General features: G+C 72.5%; 15 protein-coding genes and 1 pseudogene. 12 read left to right on the forward strand and 4 right to left on the reverse strand.

Features of this window, described 5'->3' with window-relative positions:
* Window positions 1-17: 17 nt before the first annotated feature.
* Window positions 18-1,169 (reverse strand): aromatic ring-hydroxylating oxygenase subunit alpha, encoded by a 1,152-nt coding sequence (locus IF67_RS0105035; protein WP_030982511.1) that lies wholly within the window; start codon window positions 1,167-1,169, stop codon window positions 18-20.
* A 347-nt stretch (window positions 1,170-1,516) separates the two neighbouring features.
* Between IF67_RS0105035 and IF67_RS0105040 the strand changes: the two genes are divergently transcribed.
* From IF67_RS0105040 to IF67_RS0105075, 8 genes and pseudogenes are all read left to right on the forward strand, one after another.
* Window positions 1,517-1,927, forward strand: a complete 411-nt coding sequence (locus IF67_RS0105040; RefSeq protein WP_030982513.1) for a hypothetical protein — start codon at window positions 1,517-1,519, stop codon at window positions 1,925-1,927.
* On the forward strand, window positions 1,924-3,204 hold the full coding sequence (locus IF67_RS0105045) for an NADH-ubiquinone oxidoreductase-F iron-sulfur binding region domain-containing protein (RefSeq protein WP_030982515.1): 1,281 nt from the start codon (window positions 1,924-1,926) through the stop codon (window positions 3,202-3,204). Before IF67_RS0105040 ends, IF67_RS0105045 begins: the two co-directional genes overlap by 4 nt.
* 13 nt (window positions 3,205-3,217) lie before the next feature.
* The gene (locus tag IF67_RS0105050; RefSeq protein ID WP_030982516.1) at window positions 3,218-3,409 is read left to right on the forward strand and encodes a ferredoxin; all 192 of its coding nucleotides are present in this window, start codon (window positions 3,218-3,220) and stop codon (window positions 3,407-3,409) included.
* Window positions 3,410-3,411: 2 nt separating this feature from the next.
* The gene (locus tag IF67_RS0105055) at window positions 3,412-5,499 is read left to right on the forward strand and encodes an acetate--CoA ligase family protein (protein ID WP_030982518.1); all 2,088 of its coding nucleotides are present in this window, start codon (window positions 3,412-3,414) and stop codon (window positions 5,497-5,499) included.
* 34 nt (window positions 5,500-5,533) lie between these two features.
* Window positions 5,534-6,537: pseudogene (locus IF67_RS38780) on the forward strand (acyl-CoA dehydrogenase family protein); the annotation flags it as partial.
* 152 nt (window positions 6,538-6,689) lie between these two features.
* Entirely contained in the window at window positions 6,690-7,781 is a 1,092-nt protein-coding gene (locus tag IF67_RS0105065) for an acyl-CoA dehydrogenase family protein (protein WP_030982520.1), read from the forward strand.
* A 201-nt stretch (window positions 7,782-7,982) separates the two neighbouring features.
* Entirely contained in the window at window positions 7,983-8,855 is an 873-nt protein-coding gene (locus IF67_RS0105070) for a 3-hydroxybutyryl-CoA dehydrogenase (protein ID WP_030982522.1), read from the forward strand.
* Window positions 8,856-8,958: 103 nt separating this feature from the next.
* A complete protein-coding gene (locus IF67_RS0105075; protein WP_030982523.1) occupies window positions 8,959-9,570 on the forward strand; it encodes a TetR/AcrR family transcriptional regulator in 612 nt (203 codons plus the stop codon).
* A gap of 159 nt (window positions 9,571-9,729) precedes the next feature.
* On the opposite strand, the gene IF67_RS0105080 is transcribed toward IF67_RS0105075, so the two are convergent.
* Both IF67_RS0105080 and IF67_RS0105085 read right to left on the reverse strand, forming a co-directional pair.
* Window positions 9,730-10,725, reverse strand: coding sequence for a D-cysteine desulfhydrase family protein (locus tag IF67_RS0105080; RefSeq protein WP_030982524.1), 996 nt, complete (start codon window positions 10,723-10,725; stop codon window positions 9,730-9,732).
* A gap of 77 nt (window positions 10,726-10,802) precedes the next feature.
* Window positions 10,803-11,594, reverse strand: a complete 792-nt coding sequence (locus tag IF67_RS0105085) for a FadR/GntR family transcriptional regulator (RefSeq protein ID WP_037838835.1) — start codon at window positions 11,592-11,594, stop codon at window positions 10,803-10,805.
* A gap of 141 nt (window positions 11,595-11,735) precedes the next feature.
* Between IF67_RS0105085 and IF67_RS0105090 the strand changes: the two genes are divergently transcribed.
* The 4 genes from IF67_RS0105090 (at window position 11,736) to IF67_RS38785 (ending at window position 15,541) form a co-directional block, all read left to right on the forward strand.
* Window positions 11,736-12,635, forward strand: coding sequence for a carbon-nitrogen hydrolase family protein (locus IF67_RS0105090; protein ID WP_030982526.1), 900 nt, complete (start codon window positions 11,736-11,738; stop codon window positions 12,633-12,635).
* A gap of 50 nt (window positions 12,636-12,685) precedes the next feature.
* Window positions 12,686-13,369, forward strand: a complete 684-nt coding sequence (locus IF67_RS0105095; protein WP_030982527.1) for an APC family permease — start codon at window positions 12,686-12,688, stop codon at window positions 13,367-13,369.
* 79 nt (window positions 13,370-13,448) lie between these two features.
* Window positions 13,449-14,168 (forward strand): hypothetical protein, encoded by a 720-nt coding sequence (locus IF67_RS0105100; RefSeq protein WP_030982543.1) that lies wholly within the window; start codon window positions 13,449-13,451, stop codon window positions 14,166-14,168.
* Window positions 14,165-15,541: a nucleotidyl transferase AbiEii/AbiGii toxin family protein gene (locus IF67_RS38785; protein WP_063754302.1), complete on the forward strand. Its 1,377-nt coding sequence runs from the start codon at window positions 14,165-14,167 to the stop codon at window positions 15,539-15,541. Before IF67_RS0105100 ends, IF67_RS38785 begins: the two co-directional genes overlap by 4 nt.
* An 81-nt stretch (window positions 15,542-15,622) precedes the next feature.
* Here the strand turns inward: IF67_RS38785 and IF67_RS0105110 are convergent, their stop codons facing one another.
* Complete coding sequence (locus tag IF67_RS0105110) at window positions 15,623-16,015, reverse strand: PPOX class F420-dependent oxidoreductase (protein ID WP_030982564.1); 393 nt, start codon at window positions 16,013-16,015, stop codon at window positions 15,623-15,625.
* Window positions 16,016-16,251 lie beyond the last annotated feature (236 nt).

A 16,251-nucleotide genomic window follows, 5' to 3' on the forward strand; every position in this document is an offset into this window, starting at 1 on the left:
TGTCTCACCGGTGGGTGTCAGCGCATCGTGCCGCCGAGGTCGGTGCGTACCCGGTCGGCGAACCAGCCGACCGCGGCTTCCCGGCGGGAGAGGGGGCCCGGCTCGAAGCCCGGGGTGCCGAGGCCTTTCTGTACCCGGGACACCAATTCGACGTCTTCGTCATTGGTGATCCAGCCGATGTGGATGTTGAGCCGGCGCGCGAGCCGGGTCCGTGGACTCGTCCCGCGGCGTGTGTAGAAAGCGCCGGGGACGGCCACGCGGTCGACCGCCGTCGGTATGGCGGTCCAGGCAAGCACATGGTCGGGGTAGAAGTCGATGAGTGTGTTGGGGTAGATCACCGCGTACCGCCAGATCCGCCGGTCGGCTTCCTTCAGCCCCGGCATCGGGGAGGCGAGGCGCTGGTAGAGCCGCTCCGTCCAGTTCGAGGACGGCTTGTCGCGCAGCGGGGAGGCGAAGAGGACGTAGGACTCGTCGATCTCGCTGGTGTAGCCCTGGTAGTCGAGCAGGCGCATCAGCCCGGGGTGGGCGACCGGGACGTGATAGCCCTCCAGGTAGTTGTCGACGGCGACCTTCCAGTTGGCCTCCTGTACTTCCGCGCCGGCCAGATCGTGGATGCGGCTGCGGCCCACCGGCACCAGATCGGCGCCCGCGTAATGGCCGACCGCCTCGGCCAGCCCGGCGCACTGCTCCGCCAGCGGCACCGCATCCGGATCGAGGTTGGCGAAGACGAACCCCAGGAACGACTCCACCCGGACCGGGAAGAGGCCCAGGGCCGGCTTGTCGAGGCAGGGGATCTGCCGTGCCTCGGGCGCGCCGACCAGCCGCCCGTCGAGCTTGTACGTCCAGCCGTGGTATGGGCAGCGGATGGCCTTGCCGGACGGTTCGGGGGCGGAGACCAGGCGGGTGCCGCGGTGCCGGCACACATTGAGATGCCCGGCCAGGGTGCCGTCCTCGGTGCGGACGACCAGTACCTCGCGGTCGGCGACGGTGGCGGCGAGCCGTGCGCCGGGGCCGGGGAGATCGGACTCATGGCACACGAGCTGCCAGGACTTGGCGAAGATGTGCCGCGTCTCGGCGGCGGTCGTGGCCGGGTCGGTGTAGTAGCGGGCGGGCAGTGCCTGCCCGGGGGCATCCTGTTCCGTCGGTGCCGTGGTGGCTTCGGGGTGCATCGGGTCGCTCCTCCATGCCGCACGGGGCGCCGGGGCCGGGGCGGCAGGGCGCGGTGGAAAGTCCCTGAACGGCGCTCCGGATCCGTGCTGACTAATTGGTCAGTCAGATTGCTGGCGGGTTTCAACGAAGTCAAGACTTGTGTCCTGACTAATTGATTAGTTAGCTTAGTGGTATCGCTGCTCCGGCGCTTCGCCGCACGGATCCCGGAAGCGAGCGGGCGCCCCGCGCCCCGGTCCACCGGCCGCACCCCGCAACGGCACCTCACCCCGGCACGAGCCACGGCACCGCCCCACACCCCGCTGCCCTGACCCGCGCCGGCACTCCACCCCTCTCCCCGGAGGCACGCATGAGCGGTCGTCGGCACCTGATCTGGCTCGGGCTCACCCCCGAACCGGAACGGGAACTCCCCGCCACCGTTGCCGCCCTGCGCACCGCGGCGCGGCAGCCGGCGGACGCGCCCGCAAAAGCGGCCGAGGCCGAGAGGCGCCGCGTCGAGCGGCTGATCCTGCACGGCACCCAGCGCGGCTGGCTCCGCTACCTCGCCGAGGTGACCGGTCTGGTGACAGCCGTCGCCGGCAGTGACCGCCCCGGCGACCGGCGGGCCGCACTCCGTGCGGCAGAGGTCGTGCTCGACCACCACCGCATGCTGATCGGCCTCCCCGGACCGGGCTACGACCGGACGGCCGCGGACCGCAGAGCCCTGGAAAGCGCGGTGCGCACCCTGCGCGCCACCCCACCGGACGGAGACCGAGGATGACCGGGACCGACTCGCTCATACCGCAGGGGACCCCCTCGGTGCTCGGCGCGACGCCCGGCGTGACCGAGGATGCCAGGGCGTACGCGGTCAACGGCGGCTACCGCACGGCAACCGGAGCGGCCGAGCTCCTCGACCGGATCGCCGCCGCCGGCCTGCGCGGACGCGGCGGCGCCGGCTACCCCACCGCCGCGAAACTCCGCGCCGTCCGTGACGCCGGCCCCCGCCCCGTCGTCGTGGCGAACGGAGAGGAAGGGGAACCCGGCTCCGTCAAGGACCGCTGGCTGCTGCGGGCCCGCCCGCATCTGGTCCTGGACGGGCTGGCCCGGGCCGCGGAAATCACCGGCGCCGAGCGCGGCTATGTCTATGTCTCCGACACCGCGGCGGGCGAACGGATCCGCCGTGCGCTCGCCGAACGGACACCTCGGCTGCCGTGCGACGTCGTCGAGACCCCGCACACCTATGTCGCGGGGGAGGAGACCGCCGTGGTCCGCCGGATCAACGGCGGCCCGGCCCTCCCCACCGCCAAACCGCCCCGCCCCTACGAACAGGGTGTCGGGGGCGCACCGACCTTCGTCGCCAACGTGGAGACGCTGGCCCGTATCGCGCTCATCGCCGCACAGCCGGACCGCCGGCGCCGCACGGCCCGCACCACCCTGGTGACGCTCGCGGGCGGTGGCGCCGAACCGTTGCTCGCCGAGGTCTCCTACGGCTGCACCCTGCGGACCCTGGCGCAGGCCCAGGGCGTCCCCGAGCCGGCCGGCGCCCTCATGGGCGGCCTCTTCGGCGGGCTGATCGGCCCCGGTCACCTCGACCTCGCACTGGAACCCGACACACTCAAGGCCGCCGGCACGGCCCTGGGCTGCGGGGCGATCCGCTTCCTCGGCCCCGACGAGTGCCCGGTGTCCCTCGCTTCCGCCGCCCTCGCCCATCTCGCCGCCGAGAGCGCACGGCAGTGCGGCATCTGTATCGCGGGCACCGGCTCGATCCGCGACGCCGTCGGTGCGCTGACGACCGGTACGGGCGACCCCGGCCTCCTCACCCGGCTGCACCGCTGGTCCACCTCACTGCCCGGCCGCGGCGCCTGCGGTCTGCTCGATGCCGCGGCAGGCACGGCCGGCAGCCTGCTGCGCGCCTTTCCCCACCTGGTCCGCTCCCACCTCGACGGCCCCTGCCACGGCTGTACCGCGCCCGCCGACGCCGGCCGGCTCACCGTGGCCGTCCCGCACGTCGCCGGCCGTACCGTGCCCCGCCCGCGCTCCGCCCCCTGCACCCGCTGAAAGGACGACCACCGTGAAACTCCGTCTCGACGCCACCCGCTGCCAGGGCTACGGCCTGTGCCAGGAACCCGCACCGGACCTCATCGACCTCGACGACTTCGGGTACGCCGCCGTCGTCGCCGACCCTGCCCCCGGCGCCACCGAGGATGCCGCCCGGGCCGCCGCCGAGGCCTGCCCCAACTCCGCGCTCCGGCTGGAGAGGTGACCATGGGACGTGATCTGTCGGCCCTGTTCGACCCGAAGTCGGTCGCGGTGGTCGGTGCCAGTGACGATCCGGCGAAGTACGGCCATGCGGTTGCCGCCCAGGCGCTGCGGGCACCCGACCGCCGCCCCGTCCACCTCGTCAACCGCCGGGGCGGCACGGTCCTCGGGCGCACCACGGCCACCTCGCTCGCCGGGATCGGCGAACCGGTCGAACTCGTGGTGATCTCCGTACCGGGCCCCGGTTTCGAGGCTGCCGTCGACGACGCGCTCGCCTGCGGCGCACGCGCCATCGTCGGCATCACCGCCGGCTTCGCCGAGACCGGTCCCCTCGGACTGGCCCGCCAACAGGCGATCGCCGACCGGGTACGCGCCGCCGGCGCCGTCCTCGTCGGCCCCAACTGCCTCGGCATCGCCGACAACACCACCGAGCTCTATCTCGCCTCGGACCGCTTCGCACCCGGCGGCATCGCCCTGCTGAGCCAGAGCGGCAACCTCGCGCTCGAACTCCAACTCCGCTGTGCCCCGCACGGGCTGGGATTCTCCCGCTTCGTCTCGCTGGGCAACCAGGCCGATGTCACCCTCGTCGACCTCATCGAGGACGCTGCCCGGCACGACGCCACCCGGGCGATCGCCGTCTACGCGGAGGACTTCGGCGACGGCCGGGCCTTCGCCGAGGCGGCCGCCGCGGCCGGCAAACCGGTGGTCCTGCTCACCGCCGGGCGGGGCACCGCCTCCGCCCGCAGCGCACAGTCGCACACCGGCGCCCTGACCACCTCTGCCGATGTCGTGGCCGCCGCCTGCCGCGACGCGGGCGTCGAACTGGTCGCCACACCCCACGAGATGACCGTCGTCCTCGCCGCGCTGAACGGGGGGCGGAGCGCCACCGGACACCGCACCGCGGTCTGCACGGACGGCGGCGGCCACGGTGCCATCGCGGCCGACGCCGCCGAGGCCGCCGGGCTGGCCGTACCCGAACTCGGCACCGCCGCACAGCAACAGCTCCGAACACTGCTGTGGGAACAGTCCGCGGTGCGCAACCCCGTCGACCTGGCCGGGATGGGTGAGCAGAACCCGCACTCCTACGGCGACACCGTCGGCGCCCTGCTCGCCCTGGACGAGGTCGACTCCGTGGTGCTGACCGGGTACTTCGGCGGTTACTCGGCGGCGACCGGCGGCCTGGGCGGCCCGGCGGCCGAGAGCGGCACCGCGGGCGGCGGGAGCGCGCTCGCGGCGGGCGAGCTGGAGACCGCACACCAGATGGCCGTCCATGCGACGAGGACCGCCAAACCCCTGGTGGTGCAGTCGATGTTCCCGGACGCCCCCAGCTGCCGGACGCTGGTCGAGGCCGGCATACCGGTCTTCGCCTCCACCGAGGACGCGGCCCGCGCGCTCGCGGCCATGACCACGGCCGAGACCGCCGGCCTGCCCGGAGTCCGTCCGCTGCCACCGGCTGCGGCGCCGCTGCGCGACCCCGGCTACCACGGCGTCCGCACCCTGCTGAGCGACGCCGGAGTGCCCTTCCCCGAGGCCCGTGAGATCACCGGCGAGGCCCAACTGCTCGCCGCCGCCGACGCGTTCGAGGGCCCCTACGTCCTCAAGGCCCTCCACCTGCTGCACAAGTCCGACGCCGGCGGCGTCGCCCTCGGGCTGCCGGACCGCGCCGCACTCGTCACCGCCTTCCGGGAGATGCACGCACGGCTCGGTGCCGCCTCCTACTCGGTCGAGGCGATGGCCGACCTGACCGACGGCGTCGAGCTGATCGTGGGGGTGAACCGCGACCCCCGGTTCGGCCCGGTCGCCATGGTCGGCCTGGGCGGAGTGCTCACCGAGGCACTGCACGACGTCGCTTTCGCCCTGGCACCCGTCCCGGCGGCCCGCGCCGAACAGCTGCTGACCGGGCTGCGGACCGCCGCGCTCCTCAAGGGCGTCCGCGGGCGGCCCGCGGTCGACCTGGCCGCCGCGGCAGCCGTCATCGAGCGCCTCACCACACTCGCCGCCGCTCACCCCGAGATCACGGAGATCGAGGTCAATCCGCTGCTCGTCCGCCCGGACGGCGCCCTCGCCCTCGATGCCCGCGCCGTACTGGCCTGACGCCCCGCCCCCGCCCGCCGTCCCGGAGGACACCATGGACTTCCGCTACACCCCCCGACAGGCCGATCTCAAGGCCCGCGCCGCCGCCTACACCGAGCTGCTGTTCCGGTACGAGGACCAGGCCGAGGAGGCCGGGGGACCGCTTCCTTCCGACACCGTCCGCGAGCTGACCCGGGCCGCGATCGACGCCGGGGTCTACGCCATCAACATGCCCGAGAAGTGGGGCGGCCCGGGGCTGTCGCTGCTCGACCAGGTCATCGTCGAGGAGGAGTTCGGCAAGGTCACCAACTGTCTGTGGGACATCCCCTGGCGGCCGGCCAACGTGCTGGCGTACGGCACCGAGGCCCAGCGGGAGAAGTACCTCCTCCCCGTCATCCGGGGCGAGCGCTTCGACGCCTTCGCGGTGACCGAACCCGGCGCGGGATCGGACCCCTCCTCGGGCACCAGCACCGCCACCCGTACCGAGGGCGGCTGGCTGCTCAACGGCGAGAAGTGGTTCGTGACCTGCGGCGACATCGCCGACTTCCTGCTGGTGCAGGCCGACGCCGGTCCCGAGCGGGCCGCCACCCTCTTCTTTGTCGACAAGCAGGCGCCGGGCGTACGGATGACCCGGGTGCCGCGGTTCATGCACTCCGCCGTGAACGGGCACCCCGAGTTCACCTTCACCGATGTCTTCGTGCCCGACGACGACGTCCTCGGTGGCGTCGGCAACGGATACGAACTCACCAAGGAATGGTTCACCGACGAACGGCTGATGATCGCGGCCCGCACCACGGGCGCCGCCGAGCGGGCCCTGCAACTGGCGCGGGACTGGGCGGTGGAGCGCAGGCAGTTCGGGTCGCCGATCGCGGACTTCCAGCTGGTGCAGGGGATGCTGGCGGACTGCGCGGTCGATATCCGCTGCACGCGAAGGCCTCGACGGCCAAGCTCGCGGCGAGCGAGGCGGCGGGCCGGGTCATCGACCGCTGTGTGCAGATCTTCGGTGGCCGTGGCTATGACCGCTCCTGCCCCGTCGAGCGGCTCTACCGCGAGCTGCGGGTGGACCGCATCTGGGAGGGCACCTCCGAGATCCAGCGCCTGATCATCGCCAACGAGCTCATCAAGCGCGGCACCCGCGCCCTCGACCTGCCCCTGCCCTGACCCGCCGCCCGCCACCGGACCCCGCCCCACCACGACCTTCGAGGACTGACATGGACTTCCGTCTCACCCCCCGCCAGGCGGACCTCAAGCGCACCGCGCGCGAGCTCACCGAGACGCTCACCGCCTACGAAACCGACTGCGAGGAGAACAACGGCCTGACGGCGCAGGACCACGCGGCCATCCGCGACGTCGTCCTCGCCTCCGGCCTCCAGGCCGTCAACATGCCCCGGGAGTGGGGCGGCGCCGGGCTGACCATCCTGGAACAGGCCATCGTCCAGGAGGAGTTGGGGCAGCTCACCGGCGCGCTGTGGGACACCGTGTGGCGCCCCGCCAACGCCCTGCGCTTCTGCACCCCCGCACAGCGTGCGCGCTACCTCGAACCGGTCATCCGCGGCGAGCGCCGCGACTGCTACGCGGTGACCGAACCCGGGGCCGGCTCCGACCCGCAGAACCTGGCGACCACCGCGACGCGGACGGCCGACGGCTGGGTACTGAACGGCGAGAAGTGGTTCGTGACGGTCGGCGACCACGCCGACTTCATGATCGTCCTCGCCGCGGCGGGTACGGACCGGGAGCCGACGCTCTTCCTCGTCGACAAGGACACCCCGGGCATCGAGATGACGCGGGTGCCGCGCTTCATGCACACCTTCGTCTACGAGCACCCCGAGTTCACCTTCACCGAGGTGCACGTTCCCGAGGACGCTGTTCTCGGGGGCGTCGGCAAGGGCTATGACATCACCCGGTCCTGGTTCACGGAGGAACGGCTGATGATCGCGGCCCGTACGACGGGCGCCGCCGAGCGGGCGCTTCGGCTGGCGCGGGACTGGGCGGTGGAGCGCAGGCAGTTCGGGTCGCCGATCGCGGACTTCCAGCTGGTGCAGGGGATGCTGGCGGACTGCGCGGTCGATATCGCGGCCATCGCCAAGCTCGCGGCGAGCGAGGCGGCGGGCCGGGTCATCGACCGCTGTGTGCAGATCTTCGGTGGCCGTGGCTATGACCGCTCCTACCCCGTCGAGCGGCTCTACCGCGAGCTGCGGGTGGACCGCATCTGGGAGGGCACCTCCGAGATCCAGCGCCTGATCATCGCCGGTGAACTGGTCAAGCGGGGCACGGGCGTGCTCCAGATGCCCTCCGCAGGCTGACCTCTTCCCGGGGCGCCGGGGCGGGGTGTGACGGGGGAGGGCACACCGGACACGCCCCAGCCACACCCCACCCCACCCCGGCACCCCACCCGGCCCCCGGACCACCGCGTACCACCAGGAGTCACGGACGGACCGCCGGGAGCTGTCCGCCCTCCCCGGACACCGACCGGCAGCCCCACCCCCCCGGACCAAGGAGGACCCATGTCCGAGAGCACCGACACCGTCGAGCGGATCGGGATCGTGGGCTGCGGCCTGATGGGCTCCGGAATCGCCGAGGTGTGCGCCAGGGCGGGCCGGGACGTGAGCGTCGTTGAGACGGACCCCCGCGCGGCGGACGCCGGACTCCGCCGGATCACGGGCTCCCTGGAACGTGCCACGGCAGCCGGGAAGCTCTCCGCCCCGGACCGGGACGCCGCGCTCGCCCGGATCACGGTCACCGCGGACCTGGCCGCGCTGGCCGACCGGGACCTGGTCGTCGAAGCCGTCGCCGAGGACGAGTCCGCCAAGCTGGCCGTCTTCACGCGGCTGGACCAGGTGGTCCGGCGGCCGGACGCGATCCTGGCGACCAATACCTCGTCCCTTCCCGTCATCCGTCTTGCCGCCGCCACCGCACGCCCCCAGCAGGTCATCGGCCTGCACTTCTTCAACCCCGTTCCGGTGCTGCCGCTCGTCGAGCTGGTGCCCTCCCTGCTGACCGGCGAGGACACCACCCGCAGGGCACACTCCTTCGCCGCCGGCGTTCTGGGCAAGGAGGTCGTGCACGCCGCGGACCGCGCCGGTTTCATCGTCAACGCCCTGCTCGTCCCCTATCTGCTGGACGCGGTACGGATGGCCGAGTCCGGCGCCGCGTCGGCGGCCGATATCGACCGGGGGATGCGGCTGGGCTGCGCCCACCCGCTCGGGCCGCTCGCGCTGGCCGATCTGATCGGTCTGGACACGACGCAGGCGATCGCCGAGTCGCTGTACGAGGAGTTCCGTGAGACGCGCTACGCCCCGCCGCCGCTGCTGGCCCGGATGGTCGAAGCGGGCCTGCTCGGCCGTAAGTCGGGCCGGGGCTTCCACAGCTATCGATGACCGCAGCCGGCGGCGGACGGCCGCGGGCTGCGATGCGCGAAGATGGACGCGACGGGCGGCCGAGCCCGCCGAGGACACCGACACCGATCCGGGGAGCACTCACGTGGCCAAGGCTGAACGCACTCTCGAAACGCGGGAACGGATCCTCTCCGCCGCGTGCGAAGTGATCGCCGAGGTCGGCTTCGAAAAGATCCGTATGCGGATGGTCGCGGAGCACGCCGGAGTGTCCACCGCCCTGCTCCACTACCACTTCGAGAACCGTGAGCGGCTCTTCGCCGAGGCGATGACCCACTCCTTCGCGCAGACCGGCACGGAACTCGAACGGGACGCCGACACGGTGCCCGCCTCGGTGGTCCTGGCCCGCATTCTGCACAACATGCTGCCCACGGACCCGGAGCTGCGGCAGGACTGGCGGCTGTGGCAGGAACTGTGGGTGCGGGCGCTGCGTGACGAGACCGCCCAGCATCTCGCCGTCGACCTGTACGACCAGCTGCACACCTGGATCAGCCAGGCGATCCGGCGGGGCATCGAGTCGGGCGAGTTCACCGACTGCGATGTCGAGGCGACCAGCACGCTGCTGCTCGCCCTGAGCGACGGGTTCGGTATCCGGCTGATGCTGGGCGACCCCCGGATCGACCTCCCCGCCGCCCAAGCGGCCATCTGGCGGGCCGTCGCGGGGACGCTCGGCGTCCCCGACACCTTCCCCGAGATCTGACCTCCTCCTTGGGCAGGCCGCCGTGGGGCCGGACGGTCGCACGGCCGCGGCGGCCCATGGCAACGGTCCCGCCGCGAAACCCGGTTCCGGGCGCGGGGCGGCTCAGGCGGGCGGCCCCGTCCCCCGTGCCCTGGCCGGTCGGCGTCCGCCCCGCCGTGCTCACTCGTGGATCGGAAGGACCGTGAGCGCTTCCTGGCACCGGGCGACGGCGTCGCTGTGGCCGAACAGACCGGGGAGCCCCCCGGAGTGCAGCAGGACGGTGCGCCGCCCGGGTGCCACGCTTCCGTCCCGCACCGCCGCCCGCAGACCGGCCAGCGCGCGCCCGGTGTAGACCGGGTCGAGCGCGATGCCCTCCGTACGGCCTGCCAGTGTCAGGGCGTTCATCGACTCCTCGGTCAACGTGCTGTAACCGGCGCCGACTTGATCCCGCCGCAGACGCAGGGTCTTCGGTGCGTGGACGGTGCCGGACAGCGTGGTGACCAGGCCGGTGACCGTGCTCGCCGGGTCGCGCACCGCGCCGCAGTCGATGCCCAGCACCCTCCCGGGGCCGAGGGTGTCCACCAGGCCGGCCATCGTGCCACCGGATCCCAGGGCGACGACTACGGTGTCCAGGTCGGGGGCCTGGCCGAGGAGTTCGCGCCCGCATTCGGCATAGCCGTACGCACCCAGCGGGCTGGAACCACCCAGCGGGATCAGCGCCGGGACGGCTCCCCGCTCCCGGAGCCGCTGGGCCACCTCCTCCGCCGCGGCCGCGAGCTGTGTGCCGCCGGCCTCCCCGGCCCAGACGACGGTGGCCCCGAAGAGGCCGTCGAGGACGAGGTTCCCGGAGGTCGAGGAGCCGGCCGCACCGGCCAGCACGAGGACCACATCGAGCCCGAGCCGCGCGCCGGCGGCCGCGGTCAGCCGAGCGTGGTTGCTCTGTGCGGCGCCGGTCGTCACCAGGGTCGTGGCCCCCTCGGCGAGCGCCGCACCGCAGATCCACTCCAGTTTCCGGACCTTGTTCCCGCCGCCACCGAGACCGGTGAGATCCTCGCGCTTGACCCAGAGGTCCTCCGCGCCGAGCCCCAGCGCGCGGGCCAGCCGCGGCGCCGGCTCCAGCGGGGTCGGCCAGGTCGCGAGCGCTGCCCGCCGGGGGGTGCCGCTGTCCGAACTCATCGTCATGTCCTTCCGTCTGCCCTGCGGTACCGGTCCGCCGGCCAGCGTGCCATGCCGTACCCGGCGCCGGACCCCGCTCAGCCGGCGGCCCCTGCCCCGGCCGCCTCCGCCCCGGCGTCGTCCATCAGGCCCACGAACATCGTCCGGTGCAGCTGGTCGACATGCCGCCGGGCGACCTCGGTCGCGCCCACCGGATCACCCCGGCGCAGGGCGTCGACCAGGGCGCGGTGTTCGCAGTTGGACCGCTGGAGGGTGTCGAGTGGATACGGCAGGTAGTAGCGGTAGAGGTCCTGGAGCACCGCGCCGTACGGTGCGGCGGCGAAGGCGACGCCCGTGGCGTCCGCCACCGCGAGGTGGAACCGTTCGTCGTGGCTGCGGAACTCGGTCCAGCTCCCGGCCGCGTCCATCTCGCCGACCAGCCGGTCGAGGACGTCGAGGGCGGCATCGCCTGCCTGGAGGGCCGCCAGATGGGCGATCCCGCATTCGAGGACGAGCCGGTGGTCGATCAGCCGGTGGACCTCGGCAGCTGCCGCGCGGTAGGCCGCGGCCTCGGTGACCGTCCCCTTCGCGGGCCGCTCGGCGACGAGGGTGCCGCCGGTCCGGCCGCGCCGGCGTTCCAGCACACCGTCGGCGTGCAGCGAGGCGAGCGCGCGGCGGACGGTGATGTCCCCGACGCCCAGTGCCGCGGCGATCTCGTCGGTCGGGGGGAGGCGCTCGCCGGGGGCCAGCAGGCCGAGCTCGACGGCGAGGGCGATACGGGCGCGCACCGTGTCCAGGGCGGAGAGCCGTTGAATGCCACCCAGTGGTGGGGCATTGAGACCCCGCACCGCGGCCTCGGGGTCCGTGGCGTCGGGAAGGTGTCCGGGCATGACTCACTCTAACAAACATCTCATTATGAGATCTCTTGAATAAGAGCTCATCTTGCTCTAATTTCATGCGGGTCCTGAAGTCCACCCCCGCGGCCCGTCGGCCACACCGCCGTCCGGCCACTGAGAACGCAGGTGAGGCCCGTGTCCCGACCCCTCCCCGTAGCCCTCGTCCAGGCACCGCCCCGCCCGGCCACGGCGCCCTTGTCCGGCTTCGCCGCGGACGTCGGGGAGCTGATCGCGCGCTTCCCGCAGACCCGGCTCGTCGTCTATCCCGAGCTGCATCTGTGCGGGGTGACCGGTGGCGCGGACGGGTCCGAGGCCGAGCTGCGGGCGGCGGCCGAACCACTGGACGGCCCCCGCGCGCGACAGCTCGCCGAGCTCGCCGGTGATCTGGGCATCTGGCTCGTACCCGGCAGCGTCTGCGAGCGGGGACCGGGCGGCGAACTGTTCAACACGGCGCTGGCCTTCTCCCCCGAGGGCCGTCCCGCCGCCTCGTACCGCAAGATCTTCCCGTGGCGGCCGCACGAGCCCTACGACCCCGGGGACCGCTTCGTCGTTCTCGACCTGCCGGGGACCGGCCGGGTCGGGTTCTCGATCTGCTACGACGCCTGGTTCCCCGAAGTGGCCCGCCACCTCGCCTGGATGGGCGCCGAGGTGATCATCAATCCCGTCATGACCACCACCGCCGACCGGGCCCAGGAACTGGTGCTCGCCCGCGCCAACGCCATCGTCAACCAGGTGTTCGTGCTCAGCGTCAACACCGCGGGACCCACCGGCACCGGCCGCAGCCTCGTCGTCGACCCCGAAGGCCGGGTACGCACCGAGGCCCCCGACCAGGGGCCCGCCGTCCTCACCGATGTGCTGGACCTCGACGACGTCACCCGGGTACGGGAGTTCGGCACGGCCGGGCTGAACCGTATGTGGGACCAGTTCACCGACACCGACGCGCCGCTGGAACTCCCGCTCTACGACGGACGCATCGACCCACGCCGCTGGCGGCCCGCCGGCCCCGCCCCGTTCCCTCCCGGCACGGGCAGCTGACCGCCACCCGCCTCCCACCCCGTATCGCGGCACATCCCCCGGAGCCACCCATGGACCCCTCCGAGCACACGCTCGCCCGTACGCTCACCCTCAAGTCCGTCGTCCTGTTCGGGCTCGCGTACATGACCCCGCTGATCGTCCTGGGGACCTTCGGCGTCGTGGCCGACACCACCGGCGGTGCCGTTCCCACGGCCTATCTCCTCGCCCTGTGCGCCATGCTGTTCACCGCGCACAGCTACGGGAAAATGGCGGCCGCATACCCGGTCGCCGGGTCGGCGTACACCGATGTCAGGGAAGCCATCGACGGACGCGTCGGCTTCCTCGTCGGCTGGGCGACGCTGCTCGACTACTTCTTCCTGCCCATGGTCATCTGGCTCATCGGCGCCGTCGGCCTGATCGCCCTGCGCATGAACGTGGCCACCTCCACGTCCTTCATCAACTTCGGCGCCTTCACCGCCTTCACCTTCGTCAGTCTCAGCGTCCTCGCCACCTACCTCCGCAGCCGCCGGGCCGGCGACCGTCCTCGCGTGCTGCCCTATGTGATCGCCCCGGTGATCGGCGCCGCCGTCGACATCTGGCTGCTGACCCATCTCGACTCCAAGGCCCAGCTCCTGGGCCTGATCTGGCTTGCCGTGGGCGTCGGATGCCTCACCTATCTGACGAAGGGCTTCCGCAGGCCGCCGCCGAAGATGGACCTCTCCGAGGACTCCCGTACCGCCGACGCAGCCGCCTGAAGCGGCCCGGCAGTCCACTTCGGATCACTTCAGACCACATCAGGGGCACTGCTGCCGGAAGTTGTGTGATCATCTCGGGATGAGTGCGAGTGGCGGGGCAGCAGTGCCCGCGTACGGGACGCAAGCGGCCGAGAGCCCTGCTTTCGTCGGGGAGTTCGAGGTGCATCTCACCGTCCGGGACGACGGGGACCGCGGGGCGGCCGGGGCGCTGGCCGCATACGCGGCGGCCCATCGCCTCACGTACGTGCACATCCTCCTGGAACAGGGCGACGTGCCCTCGCAGCCGATGCTGACGCTGCACGGGTCCGGGACGTACGAGAAGGTACGGGCCGCAGCCGCCGCACAGGCGGACGGGTTGCGCGCCGCGGGGTTCGACGTGGTGCGGACGAAGATCGAGGCGACTCCGTGGGCCGCGGGCGTACCCGTCACGGACGGCGAGGCCGCAGGGCTCGGCCCCGGCTACTACTTCGAGCATCACCTCAAGCTGGTGCTGGCGCGCTCCGCTCCCCTCGACCCCCTGCTCGCCGTCGCCGTCGGGCACGGTGCGCATCTCTCGCGGAACGCGCGCCGGGTGCGGTCCGACGGCAGGGCGGAACGGTTTGTGACACAACGGTGCCGGAGGGTGGGCCTGACGACCGCGGGACGGCGGCTGGACGCCCTGTCGGCGCAACTGCGTGCCGCGGGCCACCAACTCGCCTCCGTGGAGCGGGAGTTCGTGGTGCACGACGGGAATCTGGCGCTCGACGCCGGCTGGCTGGACGGGGAGTACGCGAGGGCGGGGGAGGGGATCGGCTCGTGACAGGGACCGACGAGACGGGTGCGGCGGCGCAGTGGCAGGCGTTCCGGTACGGACCGTGGGCGGACACCGAGGTCGTGCCGCGGGCCAGGCCCGACGAGGCGACGCGGGCCGAGATGGATCTGCCCACCACCCTGCTTCCCGTACCGGATGACGGGGTGGTGCAGCGCCCGGTCTTCGACCCCGCGGCGACCCACCATGCCTTCGGCATGCGCCTGGGAGAGCCCACCTTCGCGGACACGGCGGTCGGTGAGCGGTGGTACGAGGCGCGGCGGCATGCCCTGCATCACGTACTGACCGCGCTCGCGCAGTCCCCATGGGCCGGCCATCTCGTGCTCCGCGGCAGCATGCTGCTGAAGGAGTGGTTCGGGGACGCGGCACGCGAGCCGGGGGACCTCGACTTCGTCGTGGTACCGGAGACCTGGCAGCTGGAGGACGACCGTACGGACCGGATGCTTGACGGCATCGCCGCCGCGGCCGAGGCGCTGTCCCACCGCGGCGGCCCGGTACGTCTTGACGCGCGCGCCGCCGTCGGCGACGAGATCTGGTCGTACGACCGGGTGCCGGGCCGGCGGCTGGTCATCCCGTGGACGGCCGAAGCCGACGGCGTCCCGGCGGGCAGCGTGCAGCTCGACTTCGTCTTCAACGAGCACCTCCCCGCGCCCGCGGAGCCCGCCGAGATCCGCGGGCCGCAGGGCGCCGCGCCGGTGGTGGTCCATGCGGCGACCCGTGCGCTGTCGCTCGCCTGGAAGGTGCTCTGGCTGGTGAGCGACATGCATCCCGAGGGCAAGGACCTCTACGACGCCGTCCTGCTCGCGGAGAGCACCGAGCTGCCGTTCGCCCTGCTGCGCGAGGTGTTCCGGGGTGCGGACGACGGCAACTACGACCTCCATCCGGTGCTGCTGCGGACCATCGCCGGGATCGAAGGCGACTGGTCCGAGTTCCGCAAGGAGTACCCGCCGCAGACCGGGACCGAGGCAGTGGATCCGTACGGCGGGTACCGGTACGTCCATCGTCTCGCGACGGCTCTGGAGCCCACCTTCGCCGGCGACGACGGCAGCGGCGCCACCGCCGAATACCGGCAGCGGGCCGCCTGGTTCGCGTCGCTGACCGCGGAATGCGCGGGGGTTCTTGCCGAGCGCGGTATGGACGCGGTGCAGGACCTGCTGCTGGAGCGGCGGATGAGGTTCGAGAACACGGTCGTCATCACCCGGGAGCTGTCCGGCCGCGACGGATGCACGCTGCGGGACGCGGCCGCCGTGGTGGCGGAGTTCCGCAGGGACCATCCGGCGGTTGCCCGGTGGACCTGGCTGCTCGCCGACCCGGACGAGGCGGTGCAGGAGCTGAGCGGGGGCGAGACCGGCACGGAGGGCTGAGCGGGGGCTCGCCGCCGAGGGCCCGTGGAAACCGGAGCATTGCTGCGACACCGCGGCCCCGGCTGCTCCGCGCGACGCGCCCTATCCCATGCTGCTGATGCCCTCCGGCTCGATGACGAAGAGCACGCGTTCCTCGTCGCGGCCCCCGTACCAGGGGTAGGGCCCACCGAGGTACTTCTGGGCGAGCTGCTCGATGTGCTCGACCGCGCCCTCGGCCGTGGTCTCGACGACCCGGCCGCGCACCTGGAAGTAGCGCGAGGGGTTGTCCGGATCGGAGACGGCGACGGCCACCCGCGGGTCGCGCCCGATGTTCCGGGTCTTCACATGGCTCCGGACGCTGTTGATCAGTACATGGGTGCCGTCGGTGTCGACCCAGGTCTGGGTCAGCTGAGGGGAACCGTCGGGCATCGAGGTGGCCAGAAAGCAGGTGCTCGGCCTGCGCAGCAGCCCGAGAACTTCGGAGGGAAGGTGCACAGCGTTCTCCCGGCCGGTCGGAGGGGCGGGGGCGGTTCGGTCTCCTCCCGCCGCTGGTTGGACGCGCCCCGCTCGCGCGGGGCGTGGCGGAGCGTATACGGGGCGGTCCGTTGCCCCTGCACGCCCATCCCCTCTCCCGTGAGCCGGTGTGGAGCAGTTGTATCCAGCCGCTATGCTTGCTGGATACAAGCAATGTATTCAGCGGAACGACGACATCACCGCGAAGGATCACGACG

The sequence above is a fragment of the Streptomyces sp. NRRL S-1813 genome (assembly GCF_000719605.1).
GTDB classification, from domain to species: domain Bacteria; phylum Actinomycetota; class Actinomycetes; order Streptomycetales; family Streptomycetaceae; genus Streptomyces; species Streptomyces decoyicus.